The sequence below is a fragment of the Modestobacter marinus genome (assembly GCF_011758655.1).
In the GTDB taxonomy this organism is placed as follows: domain Bacteria; phylum Actinomycetota; class Actinomycetes; order Mycobacteriales; family Geodermatophilaceae; genus Modestobacter; species Modestobacter marinus.
Map to the genome: position 1 here is coordinate 458,740 of NZ_JAAMPA010000001.1, position 18,387 is coordinate 477,126.

Genomic DNA, 18,387 nt, shown 5'->3' on the forward strand with positions numbered 1-18,387 from the left:
GACGACGATGCGGGCGTGGCCGAACCAGCCGTGCGCAATCCATCGGTGCCCGCACGACCGCTGCGCGTCGCCGTCGTGGGCGCCGGCCCGGCGGGCATCTACGCCGCCGACGCGCTCGCCGGGCAGGACGACGTCCCGGTCGCCGTCGACCTGATCGACCGGCTGCCCACCCCGTTCGGCCTGGTGCGGCACGGCATCGCCCCGGACCACCTGAAGATGCGGGCGCTGCGCGAGACACTGCACCACACCCTGGACCACGCGCGGGTGCGCTTCGTCGGCAACGTGGAGATCGGCACCGACCTGGGCCTGGACGAGCTGCGCCGGCACGTCGACGCCGTCGTCTACACCTACGGCGCGGCCGGTGACCGCGCGCTGGGCATCCCCGGCGAGGAGCTGCCCGGCAGCCTCGCCGCCACCGACGTCGTCGCCTGGTACTGCGGGCACCCCGACGCCGACCGGGCGCGGGTCGAGGAGCTGGTCGCCCGCGCCCGGGACGTCGTGGTCGTCGGCGTGGGCAACGTGGCCCTCGACGTGGCCCGCGTGCTGGCCCGCTCCCCCGCCGAGCTGCACCCCACCGACATGCCGCACCACGTGCTGGACGCCCTGGCCGCGGCCCCGGTCGAGCGGATCACCGTGCTCGGCCGCCGCGGCCCGGCCCAGGCCAGCTTCACCACCCAGGAACTGCGGGAGCTCGGCCACCTCGCCGCGGCCACCGTGCTCGTCGACCCGGCCGACCTCACCGACGCCGGGGACGCGGCGCTGGCCGCCGAGGACCGGCACGTCGCCCGCAACCTCGCCGCGCTGGCCGACTACGCCGGCCACGAGGCCGCGCCCGGCACGGTGAGCGTGCGGCTGCGCTTCCACGCCCGCCCGGTGCGGCTGCTGGGCACCGACCGGGTGATCGGGGTTGAGGTGGAGCGGACGACGGTGGACGCCGAGGGCCGGGCGGTGGGCACTGGGGAGCTCGACGTCGTCCCGGCCGACCTGGTGGTGCGCTCGGTCGGCTACCGCGGGCACGCGCTGCCCGGGCTGCCGCTGGACGGCGGCACCGTGCCGCACGACGCCGGCCGGGTGCTCCGGGACGGCGAGGTCAGCCGGGGTGAGTACGTGGCCGGGTGGATCAAGCGGGGGCCCACCGGCGTCGTCGGCACCAACAAGCACGACGCCCGGGAGACCGTCGCCTCCCTGCTGGCCGACGTCGCGTCCGGGGTGCTGCGGCCGGGCGGGGACGACGACTGGGTCGACACCCTGCGGACCCGGGGCGGGCACCCGGTCCTGCTGGCCGACTGGCGGGCCATCGACGCCGCGGAGATCGCCCTCGGCGCGGTGCACGGCCGGGCCCGCACCACGCTGCACGAGCGGGAGTCGCTGCTCGCCGCCGTCCGGGCCGCCGCGGCAGCGCAGGAGGGCTGAGCCCGCGGCGTCCGGGTACGGCAGACTCGTCCACGTGACCGGCTCAGCGCAGACCTCGCCCGCCACCTCGATGATCTCCTTCGCCCGCGGGGCCCCGTCGACCGACATCGTCGACGTCGAGGGCCTCAAGCAGGCCGCCGTCGCCGCCTTCGACGCCGACCCGGCCGGGATGACCGGCTACGGGACGGCGGTCGGCTACGTCCCGCTGCGCAAGTGGATCGCCGAGAAGCACGGCGTCCCGGTCGAGCACGTGCTGGTGACCAACGGCTCGATGCAGGCCGACGCCTTCCTCTTCGACGAGCTGGCGACCGAGGGCTCGGCCGTGATCACCGAGCGGCCCACCTACGACCGCACGCTGCTCGGGCTGCGCTCGCGCGGCGCCGACGTGCGCCTGGTGACGCTGGAAGAGGACGGCATCGCCGTCGACGAGGTCGCCGAGCTGCTCGAGGGCGGGCTGCGCCCGACGCTGGCGCACGTCATCCCCAACTTCCAGAACCCGGCCGGCTACACGCTCTCGCTGGCCAAGCGGCAGCGGCTGCTGGAGCTGGCCCGGGAGCACGACTTCGTGGTGTTCGAGGACGACCCGTACGTCGACATCCGGTTCAGCGGCGAGACGTTGCCGCGGATGCTGGAGCTGGACGGCGGTGCGGCCAGCGAGCACGTCGTCTACGCCTCGTCGTTCTCGAAGACGGTGTGCCCGGGCATCCGGGTGGGCTACCTGGTCGGGCCGCCGGCGATCATCGAGCGGATCCGGGTGCGGGCCACCAACACCTACATCGCGCCGAACATGGTCGCCCAGGGCACGGTCTACGCCTACCTGCAGGGCGACCGGTTCCCGGCCGCGCTGGAGCGGGTGAAGTCGGCGCTGGCCGAGCGGGTCGGGCTGCTGGACGACGCGCTGCGCGAGCACCTGCCGCAGGCGACCTTCCGCCGTCCCGAGGGCGGCTACTTCCTGTGGGTGTCCCTGCCCGAGGGCGAGGGCCACGACGTCGCCCGGATCACCACCGAGGCGGCCGCCCGCGGGGTGGCGATCGTGCCGGGCACCGACTTCCTGCTGGAGGGCGGGGAGAACTCCTTCCGGCTGGCCTACTCGGCCGTGCAGCCCGGCGACGTCGACGAGGGCGTCCGCCGCCTGGCCGCCGCCATCGAGGCCGCCCGCGGCTGAGCCCGCTGGCGGCCACCGCCGCCCGCGGTGGGCACTGTGCGGCGAGAGCCCACTCCCGAGAGGGAACGGGCTGTCAGCGCACAGTGCTCGCCGTCCGCCGGCTCGGCGCCCCGCCTGCGGTGGGCAGTGTGCGCTGAGAGCCCACTCCCGACGGGGAACGGGCTCTCAGCGCACAGTGCTCGCCGTCGGTCGGCTCCGCCTCAGCCGGAGTTGCGGAGGGCGGTGGCGACGCCGTTGACGGACAGCTGGATGCAGCGGCGCACCAGCTCGTCGTCGTCCCCCTCGCGGCGGCGGCGCAGCATCTCCACCTGCAGGTGGTGCAGCGGCTCCAGGTAGGGGAACCGGTTGCGGATCGACCGGGCCAGTGACGGGTTGTCGGCCAGCAGCTCCGCGTCGCCGGTGACCGCCAGCAGCATCCGCACCGTCCGCTCGTGCTCGGCGGTGATCTGGCTGAACACCCGGTCGCGCAGCTCGGGGTCGGGCACCAGCTCGGCGTAGCGGGCGGCCAGCTCCAGGTCGGTCTTGGCCAGCACCATGCCCATGTTGGACAGCACGGTGCGGAAGAACGGCCACCGCGCGTGCAGGTCCTGCAGCTGGGCGAGGCGCTCCGGCGAGCCGTCGACCCACGACTCGAGCGCCGTCCCGGTGCCGTACCAGCCGGGCAGCATGATCCGGGCCTGCGACCAGCTGAACACCCACGGGATCGCCCGCAGGTCGGCGATCTTGTCCCCGGCCTTGCGGGACGGCGGCCGGCTGCCGATGTTCAGCTCGGCGAGCTCCCGGATCGGGGTCGCGGCGCGGAACCACTCGACGAAGCCGGGCGTCTCGTGCACCAGCGCCCGGTAGGCGCCCTGGGCCCGGGCCGCCAGGTCGTCGAACAGCGCGTAGACCTCCTCGGCGTCGGCACCCAGGCCCTCGATGTCCAGCAGCGTCGACTCCAGGGTGGCCGCGACCAGCGCCTCGAGGTTGCGGCGGGCCAGGTCCGGGGAGGCGTACTTGGCCGCGATCACCTCGCCCTGCTCGGTGATCCGCAGCGCCCCGGCGACCGAACCGGGCGGCTGGGCCCGGATCGCCTCGTAGCTGGGGCCACCGCCCCGGCCGACGGTGCCGCCGCGGCCGTGGAAGAGCCGCAGCCGGACGCCGTTGGCCCGGGCGACCTCGACCAGCGCCAGCTCGGCCCGGTACAGCGCCCAGTTGGCGGCCAGGTAACCGCCGTCCTTGTTGCTGTCGCTGTACCCGAGCATCACCTCCTGGGCGTCGCCGCGGTTGGCCACCAGCGCCCGGTACAGCGGCTGGTCGAGCATGGCGGCCAGGATCGTGCCGCCGGCCTGCAGGTCGCCGATCGTCTCGAACAGCGGGGAGATGCCCACCGGGCAGCGGGGGCCCCCGTCGGCGCCCGGGTCGAGCAACCCGACCTCCTTGAGCAGGACGGCGACCTCCAGCACGTCGCTGACCGACTCGCACATGCTGATCACGTAGTTCGGGATCGCCCGCGGGCCGAGCAGCGCCACCTGCTCGGCGGCGGCCACGAGCAGGTCCAGCTCGCCGCGGGCCAGCTCGGAGAGCTCGGCGCCCGGGCGCACCAGCGGACGGCGCAACTGCAGTTCACCGGTCAGCAGCTCGACCCGCGCCGCCTCGTCCAGCGCCGCGTAGTCCTCGCACACCCCGGCCCAGGCCAGCAGCTCGCCCAGCACCTCCTCGTGCACGGAGGAGTTCTGCCGCATGTCCAGCCCGCACAGGTGGAAGCCGAAGACCTCCACCGCGTCGCGCAGCCGGGCCAGCCGGTCGTCGGCCAGTGCGCCGGCCCCGTGGCTGCGCAGCGAGGCGTCGACCGTCGTGAGGTCGGCGATCAGCTCCTCGGGCAGCTCGTAGGGCGGCAGCTCGACGTCCGGCGCCTCCCCCGGCACCGAGCCGAGGACCCGCCGCGCGGTCGCGGCCAGCCGCCGGTAGACCCCGCGCAGCGCCCGCCGGTACGGCTCGTCGCCGCGGAACGGGGAGTCGTCGCCGGAGGCCTCGGCCAGCGCGTAGAGCTCGTCGGTGGGCGTCACCAGCCGGTCGGACATCGACAGCTCGTCGGCCAGGCAGATGAGCTCGGCGAGGTGGTGGCGCAGCGCCGTCTCCGCCTGCCGGGTGGTGGCCCGGCGGACGGCGTCGGCGGTGACGAACGGGTTGCCGTCCCGGTCGCCGCCGATCCAGGAGCCCGGCTGCAGCATCGGGGTCTCCAGCAGGCCGGCGTCCGGCCAGCGCTCGCGCAGCGCCTGGCGGAGCTCGGTGTTGATCGCCGGGACGACGTCGAACAGCGACAGGTCGTAGTACCGCAGCGCCTCGTCGATCTCGTCGGCCAGCCGCAGCCGGGACAGCCGCAGCAGCGCCGTCTGCCAGAGGGTGAGCACCTCGCGGGACAGGTGCGCCGACCAGGCCCGCTCGTCGATCCCGTCCGGCCCGGCGTTGTCGCGCTGCCGGATCAGGTCGGTGACCTGCTGCTGCACCTGGGAGATCGTGCGGCGGCGCACCTCGGTCGGGTGTGCGGTGACCACCGGGACGACGAGCGCGCCGGCCAGTTCCCGGGCCACCACGTCGCCGTCCAGGCCGGCGGCGTCCAGCAGGGCCAGCGACGCCGCGAGGCTGCCCTTCTGCGGCGGGGAGCCCTCCCGGCGGTGGTGCCGGCGGCGGCGCTCGTGGTGCACGTCCTCGGCGATGTTGGCCAGCAGCGAGAAGTGGCTGAACGCCCGGACGACGTGGTTGGCCTCGCGCAGGTCGAGCTGGGCCAGCCGGTCGGCGAGCTCTGAGCGGCCCACCTCGGAGCGTCGGATGCGGAAGGCCTCGACCCGGGTGGCCTCGACCAGCTCCAGGACGTCGGGGCCGGCCTGCTCGCCGATCACCTCCCCGAGCACCCGGCCGAGCAGTCGGATGTCGGCCCGCAAGGGCTCGTCGGTGCGGTCGTCCGGGTCGGTGGGACCCCCCGGGGTGCGCAGGTCGGCAACGTCGACGGTGGCTTCGGACACGGGGAGGAGTATCCGCAACCCGTGTGACGGTCCGGTGTCCCGGGGAGGATGAACCGGTGATCCGACTCCAGGCGACACCCACCAGCCCCGAACCGGCCGAGCACGGGGAGGGCCCGGTCTTCGACGCCGCCGCGCAGGAACTGGTCTGGGTGGACATCACCGCGGGGCTGGTCCGCCGCGGCACGATCGCCGGCGACGACGTCGTCCCGGTGGCCGCGCACCGCGGGGGTGACACGGTGGGCTTCGTCGCCCCGGCGGCCGCCGGCGGCTGGCTGCTGGGCGCCGGGGCGGGCATCACCCGGCTGACCGCTGAGGGCGAGGCGCAGGTGCTGATCGTGCTCACCGGTGAGGGCGGCTCGGAGTCCACCGGCGGCACCCGGATGAACGACGGCGCCTGCGACCGGGCGGGCCGGTTCTTCGCCGGCACCATGGCCTTCGACGAGCAGCTAGGGGCCGGCAGCCTCTACCGGCTCGACCTGGACGGGACGGTCAGCACCGTGCTCGACGGGCTCACCATCTCCAACGGGCTGGGCTGGTCCCCCGACGACCGCACCGTGTACCTCTCCGACTCCGGCGCGTCGACGGTGTGGGCGTTCGACTACGACCTGGACACCGGGTCCTTCGGCGACCGCCGGGTGCTGCTCGACTTCAGCGACGACCCGGCCGGCGTCGCCGACGGGCTCACCGTCGACGACGAGGGCTGCCTCTGGACGGCGCTGTGGGGCGGGGCCCAGGTGCGGCGGTGGTCGCCGGAGGGCGAGCTGCTCGCCGTCGTCGAGGTCGCCGCGCAGAACACCACCAGCTGCGCGTTCGTCGGCGACCTGCTGGTGATCAGCACCTCGGTGCACGGCATGGACGACGCCGCCCGGGCCGCCCAGCCCGACGCCGGGAAGCTCTTCACCGTGCGCCCCGGGGTGAGCGGCCCGCCGGCCCACCCCTACCGCGGCCCCCTCGGCGCCCTCCGCCAGCGCTGACCCCGGCAGCCGCCGTCCTGCCGCGGTGATCAGGTCACCTGATCGAAGACTGGCCTACCGCACCAACGTTGGTGCGGTAGGCCAGCCGGTGATCAGGTGACCTGATCACCGGCTCGGCGACGGCCGTCAGGCCTTCTCCGCCGCCAGGGCCTCGCGCAGCTTGATCCGGCCGCCGGTGCGCAGCAGCGCCCCGGCGTAGATCCGCCCACCGATCCGGACGATGACGGCGATCGCGATCAGCATCAGCGCCGCGGACACGCCCACCTCCCACCACTCGGCGCCGCCGGCGGCCTGCCGCACCGGCATGACCAGCGGCGAGAGGCCCGGGACGAACGAGGTGACGGTCGAGAGCGTGCCGGTCGGGTCCTGGGCCGCCTGCACGGAGACGACGAAGCCGACGACCAGCAGCAGCGACGCCGGGGTGATCACGCTGCCGAGGTCCTCCTGCCGGCTCACCAGCGACGCCGCCGCGGCGAACACCGAGGCGTAGAAGGCGTACCCGAGCACGAACCAGGCGATCACCGTGACCACGGTGCCGATCAGCCGGCCGGGGAGGTCGACGACGTCGAAGGCCAGGGCGCCGGCCACGCCGACCACCGCGATGACCATCATCTGCATCAGCCCCAGCAGGCCGAGCCCGAGGATCTTGCCGGCCAGCAGCTGCCAGGGCCGCATCGTCGCCAGCAGCAGCTCGACGACCCGGCTCGACTTCTCCTCCACCACGCCCTGGGCGACGAACTGGCCGAAGAGGATCAGCAGGCTGTAGAGCACGACCACCCCGACCAGGGCCACGACCGCCGCCTCCACGTCGGCGTCCGCGTCGGCCTCCAGTGCGACGACCTCCACCGTGGGCGGCGGGTCGAGCTGCACCCCGGCGTCGGCCAGCTGGCTGGCGAGCGACAGGTTCTGCAGCGCGCCCTGCACGAGGGTGTCGATCTGCCCGCCACCGTTCTCCACCAGCAGCTGCGGCTGGGCGTCCGACGGCCCGATCAGCGCGCCCTCGACGTCGCCGTCCTCGACCGCGGCACGGGCCGTCGCCTCGTCCTCGAAGGCGACGACGTCGACGTCGGTGCCCAGCGCCTGGCCCTGGCTCCGCAGCGCCTCGCTGACGGTGGAGTCGCCGTCGACGAGCCCGACCCGGGTGTCGTCGGACCCACTGTTGATCACGACCTGGAAGACCAGCAACCCCAGGATCAGCAGGATGATGACGGCCGAGCCGACCAGGAAGCCCTTGTCCCGGATCCGGGTGGAGATCTCCCGGCCGGCCACGAGACGGACCAGCTGCGCCGGGCTGTGCGGCTTGACCTCCGAGCGCGCCGGCGCGGAGGTGCTGACGTCGCGGTGTGCGGTCGCGGTCATGCCGCCACCTCCTGAGGGGTCGTGACGGCGTCGCGGAACAGCTCGACCAGGGTCGGCTCCCGCCAGGCGAAGTGGGTGACCCGGCCGGTGGCCAGGGCGGCGGCGAGCACCTGCTGGTCGTCGGTGCCGGGGGCGAGCTCGAGCACGGTGTCGCCGCGCTGCTCGGAGACGATCCGCGCACCGGGCACCCCGGTGGCCCAGCCGGGCGACGCGTCGGGGACGACCACCCGCAGCTGCCGGCCGGCGGTCGTGGACCGCAGCTCGGCGACGGTGCCACTGGCCACGATCGAGCCGCGGGCGAGGATGCCCACGGCGTCGCAGAGCCGCTCGACCAGGTCGAGCTGGTGGCTGGAGAAGACGACGGGGACGCCGCGGCGGCACTGCTCGAGCAGCGCCTCGGCCAGGGAGTCCACGCCCACCGGGTCCAGCCCGGAGAACGGCTCGTCCAGGATCAGCACGTCGGGCTCGCTGACCAGCGCGGCGGCCAGCTGCACCCGCTGCTGGTTGCCCAGCGACAGCTTCTCCACCCGGTCCCCGCGGCGCTCGCCCAGCCCCATCCGCTCGGCCCAGGTCTCGGCGGCGCGGTTGGCGGGCCCGGCGTCCATGCCGTGCAGGCGCGCGAAGTAGGCCAGCTGCTCGCCGACCTTCATCTTCGGGTAGAGGCCACGCTCCTCGGGCATGTAGCCGATCCGGCGACGGACCGCCTCGTCGACCGGCTGACCCGACCAGCGCACCTGCCCCGCATCAGCCCGCGCCAGGCCCATCGCGATCCGCATGGTGGTGGTCTTCCCGGCACCGTTGGAGCCGCAGAAGCCGAACATCTGCCCCGGGGCGACGGTGAAGCTCACCCCCTTGAGCACCTGGTTGCTGTCGTAGGCCTTGTACAGGCCGTCGAACTCGAGCACTGGTCCTCCGGTGTCCGTCCTCTGCGAGCAGCCCTTGCCATCCGCAACGACTGGGAGCCTCGCGCATCACTTTCCAGATCGTCAAGTGAACAGCCGGTCTCGGGCTGCGGTGGCGACCCCGGTCGGGTGGGATCGACCCATGAGCGCACACGACCACCCCGCCCAGGTGCCCTCCGGCGTGGGCCTGACCGGGTTGCGGGAGGCGGCAGCCGGCTGCCGGGCGTGCGAGCTGTGGGAGCCGGCCACCCAGACCGTCTTCGGCGAGGGGCCGGAGACGGCGCGGATCGTCTTCGTCGGCGAGCAGCCCGGCGACCAGGAGGACCGCGCGGGCGAGCCGTTCGTCGGCCCGGCCGGGAAGCTGCTGGACCGGGCGCTCACCGACGCCGGCATCGACCGGCGCGACGCCTACGTGACGAACGCGGTGAAGCACTTCCGGTTCACGCCCACCCCGAAGCGGCGGATCCACCAGTCCCCCGGCGCCGAGCACATCCGCGCCTGCAAACCGTGGCTGGAGGCGGAGTTCTCCGTGCTGCAGCCGGAGATCGTCGTCTGCCTCGGGGCGGTCGCCGCCAAGGCGCTCATCTCGCCGTCGTTCCGGATCACCAAGGAACGCGGTCAGCTCCTGCCCTGGACGCCGCCGGGGCGGCAGCTCACCATGCCCACCGAGCCCGACGCCGACGGCGACGAGCCGGAGGAGGAGGTACCGGCACAGACCTGGATGCTCGCCACCGCACACCCCTCGGCCGTCCTGCGGACGCCGGACGACGCCCGCGCCGCCGCATACGACGCCCTCGTGGCCGACCTGTCGGTGGTCGCCACCGCCCTCGCCTGACGCCGTTGTGCACCGGATGTCGTCCCGGAGCCGCTGGGACGACCTCCGGTGCACAACGGCGGCGGGTCTGGCCGCCCGGGCCGGCGGGTCAGTCGCGCTCGGGCTCGGGGAAGCGCGCCCCGGCCGCGAGCTCGGTGCCGGCCTCGACCGTGGCCCGCCGGCCGACCAGGGTGATCGCGCCCTCCCCACCGACCGTGGCCCGCTCCCCCACCGTCACCCCGTCGTCCAGGACGGTGCAGGTGACCGTGGCCCCGGCGCGCACCCGGGAGCCGGGCAGCAGCACGGAGTCGATGACGGTCGCCCCCGGCTCGACGACCACCCCCGGCGACAGCACGGAACCGCGCACCTCCCCGGCCACCCGGGTGCCGCCGGAGACCAGGGAGTCCTCGACGACCGCCCCGCGGAGCAGCCGCGCCGCGCTGTGCCGGCCGCCGCGGGTGTGGATGGGCCAGCTGGCCTCGTCCAGGTCGATCGGCGGGTCCTCGCAGCGGAACTCCCGGTGCGCCTCCCAGTAGGACTCGACGGTGCCGACGTCCCGCCAGTAGCCGTCCAGCGGGTACGCCCGGGCCAGGCCGTCCTTCGTCTGCCCCGGCAGCAGGTGGGTGCCCAGGTCCTCCAGCCCGTCCTCGCCGACCTGGTCGCTGATCGCCTCGAGCCGGTCCAGGGTCTCCTCCGGGGAGAAGACGAAGACCTCGTTGGTGGCCGTCGTCGTCGCCGGCTCGTCGGGCTTGTAGGCGTAGTCGGTGACCCTGCCGTCGTCCGCGGCCTGGACGATCCCGTAGCGGGAGGCGTCCTCGGCCTCCACCTCCGTGGTGACCATGGTGACCTCGGCGCCGGAGCCCAGGTGGGCGTCGACGACGGCGCGGTAGTCGAGCTTGTAGACCGCGTCGGAGCTGACCACCACGAGCGCGTCGGCGCCGAACTGCCGGATGAGCTCGGCCTGCCGCCACAGCCCGTCGGCGGTGCCCATGGTGAACCCGCCGCGGTCGCTGCCCTGGAACGGCGGCAGCATCATCAGCCCGCCGGTGGTGCGGTCCAGGTCCCACGGGCGGCCGTTGGCCAGGTGCTCGTTCACCGACTGCGGCTGGTACTGCTCGGACACCCACACGTCGGGCAGCTGGGAGTGCTCGCAGTTGGACAGCGGGAAGTCGATCAGCCGGTAGACCCCGGCGAACGGGACGGCGGGCTTGGCCCGCGTCTCGGTCAGCAGTTCGAGGCGGCTGCCCTTGCCACCGGCGAGGACGAGGACGAGGACCCGCGGGAGCGCCATGCCGCCCACGTACCCGCCACCGCGCGGCTCACCCCTCGGTCGGTGCGGCGTGCTCCTCGGCCAGCCGGCGGCGGGCGTCACGCGCCACCTCGTCGGCCCGCGATGCCCGGAACAGCCAGAAGGACGGCACCGCGACGGCCACCACCGCCATGGCCACCACGATCACCACGCCGCCGGAGACCATCGCGGCGGTGACGCCGACGCTGCTGGCCATCAGGCCGGCACGCAGGTCGCCCAGCCGCGGCCCGCCGGCGACGACCACGATGAACACGCCCTGCATCCGGCCGCGCATCTCGTCCGGCGCCGCCGTCTGCAGCATCGCCGACCGGAGCACCGCGCTGACCATGTCGCCGGCGCCCGCGACGGCGAGGCAGAGCACCGCCAGCCACAGCGTCGAGGCCAGCCCGAAGCCGATGATCGCCACGCCCCACACCGCGATGGCGGCCAGCACGACCGCACCCTGCCGGTCGACCCGGCTGACCCAGCCCGAGGTCAGCCCCATCAGCAGCGAGCCGATCGACACCCCGGCGAACAACCAGCCCAGGCTGTTCGCGTCGCCGAGGTAGACCGTCTGCGACAGCTCGGGGAAGACCGCGTGCGGCCAGGCGAAGAGCATCGCGATGACGTCGACGACGAAGGTCATCAGCAGCACCGGCTGGGTGCGCAGGAAGGCGAAGCCCTCCCCGACCCCGCGGACCGCGGCGCCGAGCCGCAGCGGACCGGCGACGCCCTCCGGCGGCAGCGCGGGCAGCCCCCGCAGCAGCAGCACGGCGGCGACGAAGCCCAGCGCGTCGATCGTGTAGACGATCGACAGGTCGCCCAGGCCGATGAGCAGGCCGGCCAGCAGCGGCCCGACGATCACCCCCGCCTGACGCACCGTCATCGCCAGCGCGTTGGCCGCCGCGACCTGGTCCCGCCCGACCAGCGCGGGGATCACCGCACTGCGCGCGGGCTGGTTGACCGCGGCGAATCCGGAGACGGCGGCGGCCAGCACCCACAGCACGCTGATGTGCCCGTCGCCGGGCAGCAGCGCCTGCACGGCCAGCAGCGCGCTGGTGACCGCAGCACCCGCGGAGCTGATCAGCATCAGCCGACGGCGGTCCATGGCGTCGGCGATCGCCCCGCCGAGCAGGCCGAAGACGACCAGCGGCACGAGCGCGACCACCGAGGTGAGCCCGACCATCAGGGAGGAGCCGGTCAGCTCGTAGACCTGGTACGGGACGGCGACCAGCGTCATCTGCTGGCCGAGCATCGTCACCGCGACCCCGCCGAAGACCCGGCGGTAGGCGCGGTTGCGCAGCGGCGTGGTGTCCAGCGCCCAGCCGCGGCGGCGGGTCACCGGCTGCGGCTGCTCGACCGGCAGACCCCCCTCGACCGGATCCACCGGATCGACCCCGCCACCGCCACCGCCACCGCCACCGCCACCGCCACCAAGATGGCCATTTTGGTGGCGCGGGGGGTGAGGGTGCGGGGAGTCCGGGTCGTGGGGGGCGACGGGGTCCTTCACGGGGCGAGGCGCTGCACGACCCAGCCGCCGCCTTCCTCGTCGTCGCGCACGAACAGCAGCCGGTCGTGCAGGCGGTCATGGCCGCCCTGCCAGAACTCCACCCGCTCGGGCAGCACCCGGTAGCCGCCCCAGTTCTCCGGGCGCGGCAGCTGCCCGGGCGGGGTCTGGGCGTCCAGCTCGGCCACCCGGGTGCGCAGCAGCTCCCGCGACTCCACGACCGTCGACTGGATCGAGGCGGCGGCGGCCAGCTGGGAGCCGCGCGGCCGCGGGTCCCAGAGCAGGTCCGAGGCGGTGGGCCCGGCCTTCTCCACCGCACCGGAGACCCGGACCTGCCGCTGCTGCGCGTGCCAGGGGAAGACCAGGGTGGCCCGCGGGTTGACCGCCAGCTGGGCACCCTTGGCCGAGGCGTAGTTGGTGCCGAAGAGGAACCCGTCGGCGTCGTAGCCCTTCATCAGCACGATGCGGGCGTCCGGTGCGCCGTCGGCGTCGGCGGTGGCCACCACCATGGCGTTGGGCTCGGGCAGCTCGGCGGCGACGGCGTCGGCGAACCAGCGGTCGAACTGCTCCACCCAGGTGGCCGCGAGGCCCTCCTCGCCGAAGCCGCTGTCGTCGTAGTCCCTGCGCATGCGGATCAGGTCGGCCACCGGACCATGCTGTCACCGTTGCAGCGCGCACCGCCCGCTGGCCGGGAGCCAGGGTGCACCACGGGCCCGGTCAGCCCCTAAGTTGGGGCCCGTCGTGCGCTGACCAGCGTCCGTCCCCACCCGCGCGCAGAGGAGCATGCGAGATGGCCGACGACTTCGTACCGGGCCTGGAGGGCGTCACCGCCTTCGAGACCACCATCGCGGAGCCGGACAAGGACGGTGGGGCGCTCCGGTACCGCGGCGTCGACATCGAGGACCTGGTCGGGAAGGTCACCTTCGGCAACGTCTGGGCACTGCTGGTCGACGGGGAGTTCGGCCCCGGCCTGCCGCCGGCCGAGCCGTTCCCGATCCCGGTGCACACCGGCGACGTCCGGGTCGACGTGCAGGCCGCGCTGGCGATGCTGACGCCGATCTGGGGCTACCGCCCGCTGCTGGACATCTCGGCCCAGGAGGCCCGCGACGAGCTGGCCCGGGCCGCCGTCATGGCGCTGTCCTACGTGGCGCAGTCGGCCCGCGGCATCGGCGTCCCGGCCGTTCCGCAGACGCGGGTCGACGAGGCGTCCACCATCGTCGAGCGGTTCATGGTCCGCTGGCGCGGTGAGCCCGACCCGCGGCACGTCGCCGCCGTCGACGCCTACTGGACCTCGGCCGCCGAGCACGGCATGAACGCCTCGACGTTCACCGCCCGGGTCATCGCCTCCACCGGCGCCGACGTCGCCGCCGCGCTGTCCGGCGCGATCGGCGCGATGTCCGGCCCGCTGCACGGCGGCGCCCCCTCCCGGGTGCTGCACATGCTGGACGGCGTCGAGGCCTCCGGGGACGCCGAGAAGTACGTCAAGGACCTGCTCGACTCCGGTGACCGGCTGATGGGCTTCGGGCACCGCGTCTACCGCGCCGAGGACCCCCGCGCCCGGGTGCTGCGCCGGGCCGCGGAGGAGCTGGGCGCACCCCGCTTCGAGGCCGCGCTCGCCCTGGAGAAGGCCGCCCTCGCCGAGCTGCGCGAGCGCCGTCCGGACCGTCCGATCGAGACCAACGTCGAGTTCTGGGCCGCGATCGTGCTGGACTTCGCCGAGGTGCCCAGCCACATGTTCACCTCGATGTTCAGCTGCGCGCGCACCGCCGGCTGGAGCGCGCACATCCTCGAGCAGAAGAACACCGGGCGACTGGTGCGCCCGTCGGCCCGCTACATCGGCCCCGACCCGCGCAAGCCCGAGGACGTCGCGGGCTGGGACACCATCCAGCCCACCTCGATCACCGCGTAGCACGACCCGCTGCCCCCACTTCTCGCAAGCTCGCGGCGGGCCCCGGCACCGGGGCCGTCCGCACGACCTGAGGACGACGCCATGACGATCACCATCCCGACCGAACTGCTCCCCCGGGACGGGCGCTTCGGGTGCGGCCCCTCCAAGGTCCGCCCCGAGGCGCTGCAGGCCCTGGCGACCGACGGGGCCGGCCTGATGGGCACCTCCCACCGGCAGGCGCCGGTGAAGAACCTGGTCGGCCGGGTCCGGGAGGGCCTGTCCCAGCTCTTCGACCTGCCCGACGGCTACCAGGTGGTGCTCGGCAACGGCGGGACGACGGCGTTCTGGGACGCCGCGACCATCGGCCTGATCCGGCGGCGCAGCGCCCACGGCAGCTTCGGCGAGTTCTCCGCGAAGTTCGCCTCCGGGGTCGCCGAGGCGCCGTTCCTCGACGCCCCGGTGATCGCCAAGGCCGCGCCCGGGTCGCTGGCCCTGCCGACCGCCGAGGCCGGCGTCGACGCCTACGCCTGGGCGCACAACGAGACCTCGACCGGGGTCATGGCGCCGGTCACGCGCCCCTCGGGCATCGACGCCGACGCCCTGGTGCTCATCGACGCCACCTCCGGTGCCGGCGGGCTGCCGGTCGACGTCGCGCAGACCGACGTCTACTACTTCGCCCCGCAGAAGTCCTTCGCCAGCGACGGCGGCCTGTGGATCGCGCTGATGTCGGCTGCGGCCCTGGAGCGGGTGGCCGAGATCAAGGCCACCGACCGCTGGGTCCCGGGCTTCCTGGACCTGTCGATCGCCGTGGACAACTCCGGCAAGGACCAGACGTACAACACCCCCGCGGTCGCCACGCTGTTCCTGCTCGCCGACCAGATCGACTGGATGCTGGGCCTGGGCGGGCTGTCGGGTGCGGTGGCGCGGAGCGAGGAGTCCTCGAGCCGGCTGTACGGGTGGGCGGAGAAGACCTCCTACACCTCGCCGTTCGTCGCCGACCCCGAGCAGCGCTCCCTCGTCGTCGGCACCGTCGACTTCGACGAGTCGGTCGACGCCGCGCTGGTCGCGAAGACGCTGCGGGCCCACGGCGTCGTCGACGTCGAGCCGTACCGCAAGCTGGGCCGCAACCAGCTGCGGGTCGGCATGTTCCCGGCGATCGACCCCGACGACGTCAGCGCACTGACCGCCTGCATCGAGCACGTGGTCGAGCGCCTCTGACCCCGGGGCCGGCTCGCCCCTCCCGGGCGCGGGCCGGCCCGCTCGACCGACCCGGCGCACGGCAGCCCCGACGCTGCCCTGCGCCTGCGACTGCCCTGCGCCGCTGACTGCCCTGCGCCGCTGACTGCCCTGCGCCTCGGAGCGGGCCGCACCTCCGCGCTGCCCCCACCTCACGGCTGCCCCGCCCCTACAGCGGCCCGCACCTCATGGCGGCCCCGCACCCCCGCGCCTGCAGCTGCCCCGCGCCCCGGGCCCCGGGCCCCGGGCGAACCCCACATCCCCACGCTGTCCCGCGCCTCGAGGCCGCCCGCGCCTCCCGCTGCCCTGCGCCTCAGGGGACGTCCCGCGTCTCGGAGTGCCGAGCCGACGAGCGCGCCGGAACCACCCGTGACCGGCTGTGCGGTCCCGGTTCCGGCGTGTCGTCGGATGGGCGTGTCGGTCGACCGGCCGGCCTGCGGCCGCACCGGCGTCCGGCGCCGCGCACGCCGCTCACCTGCGGTCATGCCCCGGGAACGAGGTGCGGCACCCTCCAGACGTGGGGCGAGCGTCGCGGTGACCGACGACGACGCCACTCGATTGCGCGCCATCTTCTGGTCGCACCATCCGGTTGGCCGTGTGAGTCTCGGCACAGGCCCCGGGACGCAGCCGGAGCCCTGATCGCCGAGGAGCTCCCGTGACACAGTCCCCCCGCCGCGTCGGCATCGCCATCGTCGGGCTCGGAGGTGCGGTCGCGACCACCGCGGTCGCCGGCCTCGAGCTGCTCCGGCTGGGCGCCGTCGCCGCCGACGGCCTCCCGCTGGCCGGCCTGACCATCGGCGACGTCCCCGTGGAGGAGGCCACCGGCCTGGCCCACTACGACGACCTGGTCGTCGGCGGCTGGGACCTCGACGGCTCCGACCTCTACAAGGCCGCCGAGCAGCACGGCGTGCTCGACGCCCGCCAGCTGCAGCAGGCCGAGCCGCTGCTGTCGACGCTCACCCCGTGGCCGGCCGCCGGTGACGCCGACTTCTGCCGCAACGTGACCGGCGGCAACGTCGTGCTGGCCGAGGGCCGGCGCGCCCAGGCCGACGCCGTCCGCGCCGACCTGCGTCGGTTCCGCGAGGAGCAGCAGCTCGACGGGCTGGTGCTGATGAACCTCGCCTCCACCGAGCGCTGGCCCGACCCGGCGGCGGCCGCCCTGCAGACGCCGGAGGCCTTCGAGGCCGGGCTGGACGCCGACGACCGGTCGATCACCCCCTCGATGGTCTACGCCTACGCGGCCATCTGCGAGGGCGTCGGCTACGCCAACTTCACCCCGTCGCTGTCGGCCGACGTACCGGCCCTGGTGCAGCTGTCCGAGCAGCGCGGCGTGCCGATCGCGGGCAAGGACGGCAAGACCGGCCAGACGATGATGAAGACGGTGCTCGCGCCGGCCTTCCGCAGCCGCGCGCTGACCGTCGAGGGCTGGTACTCGACGAACATCCTGGGCAACCGGGACGGCCTGGCCCTCGACGACCCGGCGTCCCTGGAGAGCAAGCTGCAGACCAAGGGCAAGGTGCTGGACTCGATCCTGGGCTACCCGGTCGAGGACCACGTCGTCCGGATCGACTACTACCGGCCGCGGGGTGACCAGAAGGAGGCCTGGGACGCCATCGACCTGGTCGGCTTCCTCGGCCAGCGGATGCAGATCAAGGTCGACTTCCAGTGCCGGGACTCGATCCTGGCCGCGCCGCTCGCGGTCGAGATCGCCCGGCTGGTCGACCTCGCCCAGCAGCGTGGCGAGGGCGGTGTGCAGGACCACCTGGGCTGGTTCTTCAAGGCGCCGATCACCGCCGACGGCAGCACCCCGGAGCACGCGATGCACCGGCAGGAGTCGGTCCTGATGGACTGGCTGAGCAGCGGTGCGGCGCAGGCGGGGAGCGACGCGGACCCCGGCTCCCGGTGACGGCGACGACGACGGGGACGGCGGTCGGGCTGTCGTCCCTCGGGGCGCTGCGTCCCCTGCTGGCCGGGATCGGTGACGCCAAGCGGGTCCGCACGGCCACGGCCCCCGGCTCGCTGGCCGAGCAGGCGTTCTCCCGGTCCTGGGCCCGGCTGGTGGCCGGCGAGGACGCCGGGTCGGTGGCGCTGACCGAGACCGCGGCCGCCGTCGCCCGGGTGCGGCTGGCCGGCGTCGACGCGTCGGTGCTGACCTCCGCCGGGCTGTCGGACGACGAGGCCGTGACGGTGCTGCGGCGGGCGTTCGACGAGGTCGCCGGGCCGCTCGACGGCGACCTGGCCGGCCGGCTGCGCGAGTGCCTGGCCCCGCTGCCCGGCGGGGGTGCGCCGCCGTCCCTGGTGGTGTCGCTGAACGCCCAACCGCGGGCGGGGGCCACCAGCCCCGGCAAGCCTCGGGTGGTCGTCGAGCCGCCGGAGAGCCACGGCGACCACTGCTTCACCGTCGCCGTCTACGGCTGCCTGCTGGCCCCGCTCGTGGGCGCGGACCCGGTCGCCCCGTTCCTGGTCGGTCTGGCCCACCACCTGCACAACGTGGTGCTGCCCGACGCCGGTTTCGCCGGGGAGGTGCTGCTGGGCAGCGCGCTGGACCGGGTGATCGGCACGCTGGAGGAGCGGGAGCTCGCCGGGCTGCCGGCTCCGCTGGCGGACCGGCTGCGAGAGGTGCTGCGGCTGCGGGCCAACGCCGTCGCGCCCGGGTCGCAGGCCTTCCACGCCGCCGACGTGCTCGACCGGGTGCTGCAGGTGCACCACCACGCCCGGGCGGCGGCGTTCACCGCCGCGCAGGCGCTCGACGACCTGGAGCTCGTGCACGCCGGGCCGGTGCAGTCCTTCCACCTCGACGTGCTCGCCGCGGCCGGGTTGTGAACACGAAGGCGGC

14 protein-coding genes are annotated in these 18,387 nt (G+C 74.5%); 8 read left to right on the forward strand and 6 right to left on the reverse strand.

Going from position 1 to position 18,387, the window contains the following annotated elements; all coding sequences use genetic code 11:
• Positions 1-15 precede the first annotated feature (15 nt).
• Together FB380_RS02245 and FB380_RS02250 are read left to right on the forward strand one after the other, a co-directional pair.
• A complete protein-coding gene (locus FB380_RS02245; RefSeq protein WP_208383649.1) occupies positions 16-1,413 on the forward strand; it encodes an FAD-dependent oxidoreductase in 1,398 nt (465 codons plus the stop codon).
• Between the two features lie 34 nt (positions 1,414-1,447).
• Entirely contained in the window at positions 1,448-2,578 is a 1,131-nt protein-coding gene (locus FB380_RS02250) for an aminotransferase-like domain-containing protein (RefSeq protein ID WP_229682059.1), read from the forward strand.
• A gap of 200 nt (positions 2,579-2,778) precedes the next feature.
• Here the strand turns inward: FB380_RS02250 and ppc are convergent, their stop codons facing one another.
• A complete protein-coding gene (gene ppc, locus FB380_RS02255) occupies positions 2,779-5,583 on the reverse strand; it encodes a phosphoenolpyruvate carboxylase (protein ID WP_166753660.1) in 2,805 nt (934 codons plus the stop codon).
• Between the two features lie 56 nt (positions 5,584-5,639).
• On the opposite strand from ppc, the gene FB380_RS02260 reads away from it, so the two are divergent.
• The gene (locus FB380_RS02260; protein WP_166753661.1) at positions 5,640-6,557 is read left to right on the forward strand and encodes an SMP-30/gluconolactonase/LRE family protein; all 918 of its coding nucleotides are present in this window, start codon (positions 5,640-5,642) and stop codon (positions 6,555-6,557) included.
• A gap of 126 nt (positions 6,558-6,683) precedes the next feature.
• Here FB380_RS02260 and FB380_RS02265 read toward each other — a convergent pair whose 3' ends face one another.
• A complete protein-coding gene (locus FB380_RS02265) occupies positions 6,684-7,916 on the reverse strand; it encodes an ABC transporter permease (protein WP_166753663.1) in 1,233 nt (410 codons plus the stop codon).
• Positions 7,913-8,821, reverse strand: a complete 909-nt coding sequence (locus tag FB380_RS02270; protein WP_166753664.1) for an ABC transporter ATP-binding protein — start codon at positions 8,819-8,821, stop codon at positions 7,913-7,915. Before FB380_RS02270 ends, FB380_RS02265 begins: the two co-directional genes overlap by 4 nt.
• Positions 8,822-8,960: 139 nt before the next feature.
• Between FB380_RS02270 and FB380_RS02275 the strand changes: the two genes are divergently transcribed.
• Complete coding sequence (locus tag FB380_RS02275; RefSeq protein WP_166753665.1) at positions 8,961-9,653, forward strand: UdgX family uracil-DNA binding protein; 693 nt, start codon at positions 8,961-8,963, stop codon at positions 9,651-9,653.
• Between the two features lie 88 nt (positions 9,654-9,741).
• Here the strand turns inward: FB380_RS02275 and FB380_RS02280 are convergent, their stop codons facing one another.
• From FB380_RS02280 to pdxH, 3 genes are all read right to left on the reverse strand, one after another.
• Positions 9,742-10,923 (reverse strand): glucose-1-phosphate adenylyltransferase family protein, encoded by a 1,182-nt coding sequence (locus FB380_RS02280; protein WP_166753666.1) that lies wholly within the window; start codon positions 10,921-10,923, stop codon positions 9,742-9,744.
• 28 nt (positions 10,924-10,951) lie between these two features.
• Positions 10,952-12,307 carry an MFS transporter gene (locus FB380_RS02285; protein ID WP_166753667.1) on the reverse strand — a complete coding sequence of 452 codons (1,356 nt, stop codon included), beginning with the start codon at positions 12,305-12,307 and terminating at the stop codon, positions 10,952-10,954.
• A gap of 119 nt (positions 12,308-12,426) precedes the next feature.
• A complete protein-coding gene (pdxH, locus tag FB380_RS02290) occupies positions 12,427-13,074 on the reverse strand; it encodes a pyridoxamine 5'-phosphate oxidase (RefSeq protein WP_229682060.1) in 648 nt (215 codons plus the stop codon).
• Between the two features lie 143 nt (positions 13,075-13,217).
• On the opposite strand from pdxH, the gene FB380_RS02295 reads away from it, so the two are divergent.
• The 4 genes from FB380_RS02295 to FB380_RS02310 all read left to right on the forward strand — a co-directional run bounded on the left by FB380_RS02295 (position 13,218) and on the right by FB380_RS02310 (position 18,374).
• Positions 13,218-14,336, forward strand: a complete 1,119-nt coding sequence (locus tag FB380_RS02295) for a citrate synthase 2 (protein ID WP_166753668.1) — start codon at positions 13,218-13,220, stop codon at positions 14,334-14,336.
• An 81-nt stretch (positions 14,337-14,417) separates the two neighbouring features.
• Positions 14,418-15,533, forward strand: a complete 1,116-nt coding sequence (serC, locus tag FB380_RS02300; RefSeq protein ID WP_166753669.1) for a phosphoserine transaminase — start codon at positions 14,418-14,420, stop codon at positions 15,531-15,533.
• Between the two features lie 673 nt (positions 15,534-16,206).
• Positions 16,207-17,457: an inositol-3-phosphate synthase gene (locus FB380_RS02305; RefSeq protein WP_166753670.1), complete on the forward strand. Its 1,251-nt coding sequence runs from the start codon at positions 16,207-16,209 to the stop codon at positions 17,455-17,457.
• Complete coding sequence (locus FB380_RS02310; protein ID WP_166753671.1) at positions 17,454-18,374, forward strand: HD domain-containing protein; 921 nt, start codon at positions 17,454-17,456, stop codon at positions 18,372-18,374. Before FB380_RS02305 ends, FB380_RS02310 begins: the two co-directional genes overlap by 4 nt.
• The last annotated feature ends 13 nt before the right edge of the window (positions 18,375-18,387 follow it).

Excerpts from the sequence above, each read along its gene's own strand:
- FB380_RS02265 (WP_166753663.1), bottom strand. The coding sequence starts at position 7,916 with ATGACCGCGACCGCACACCGCGACGTCAGCACCTCCGCGCCGGCGCGC.
- FB380_RS02275 (WP_166753665.1), top strand. The coding sequence starts at position 8,961 with ATGAGCGCACACGACCACCCCGCCCAGGTGCCCTCCGGCGTGGGCCTG.
- FB380_RS02280 (WP_166753666.1), bottom strand. The coding sequence starts at position 10,923 with ATGGCGCTCCCGCGGGTCCTCGTCCTCGTCCTCGCCGGTGGCAAGGGC.
- FB380_RS02295 (WP_166753668.1), top strand. The coding sequence starts at position 13,218 with ATGGCCGACGACTTCGTACCGGGCCTGGAGGGCGTCACCGCCTTCGAG.
- serC (WP_166753669.1), top strand. The coding sequence starts at position 14,418 with ATGACGATCACCATCCCGACCGAACTGCTCCCCCGGGACGGGCGCTTC.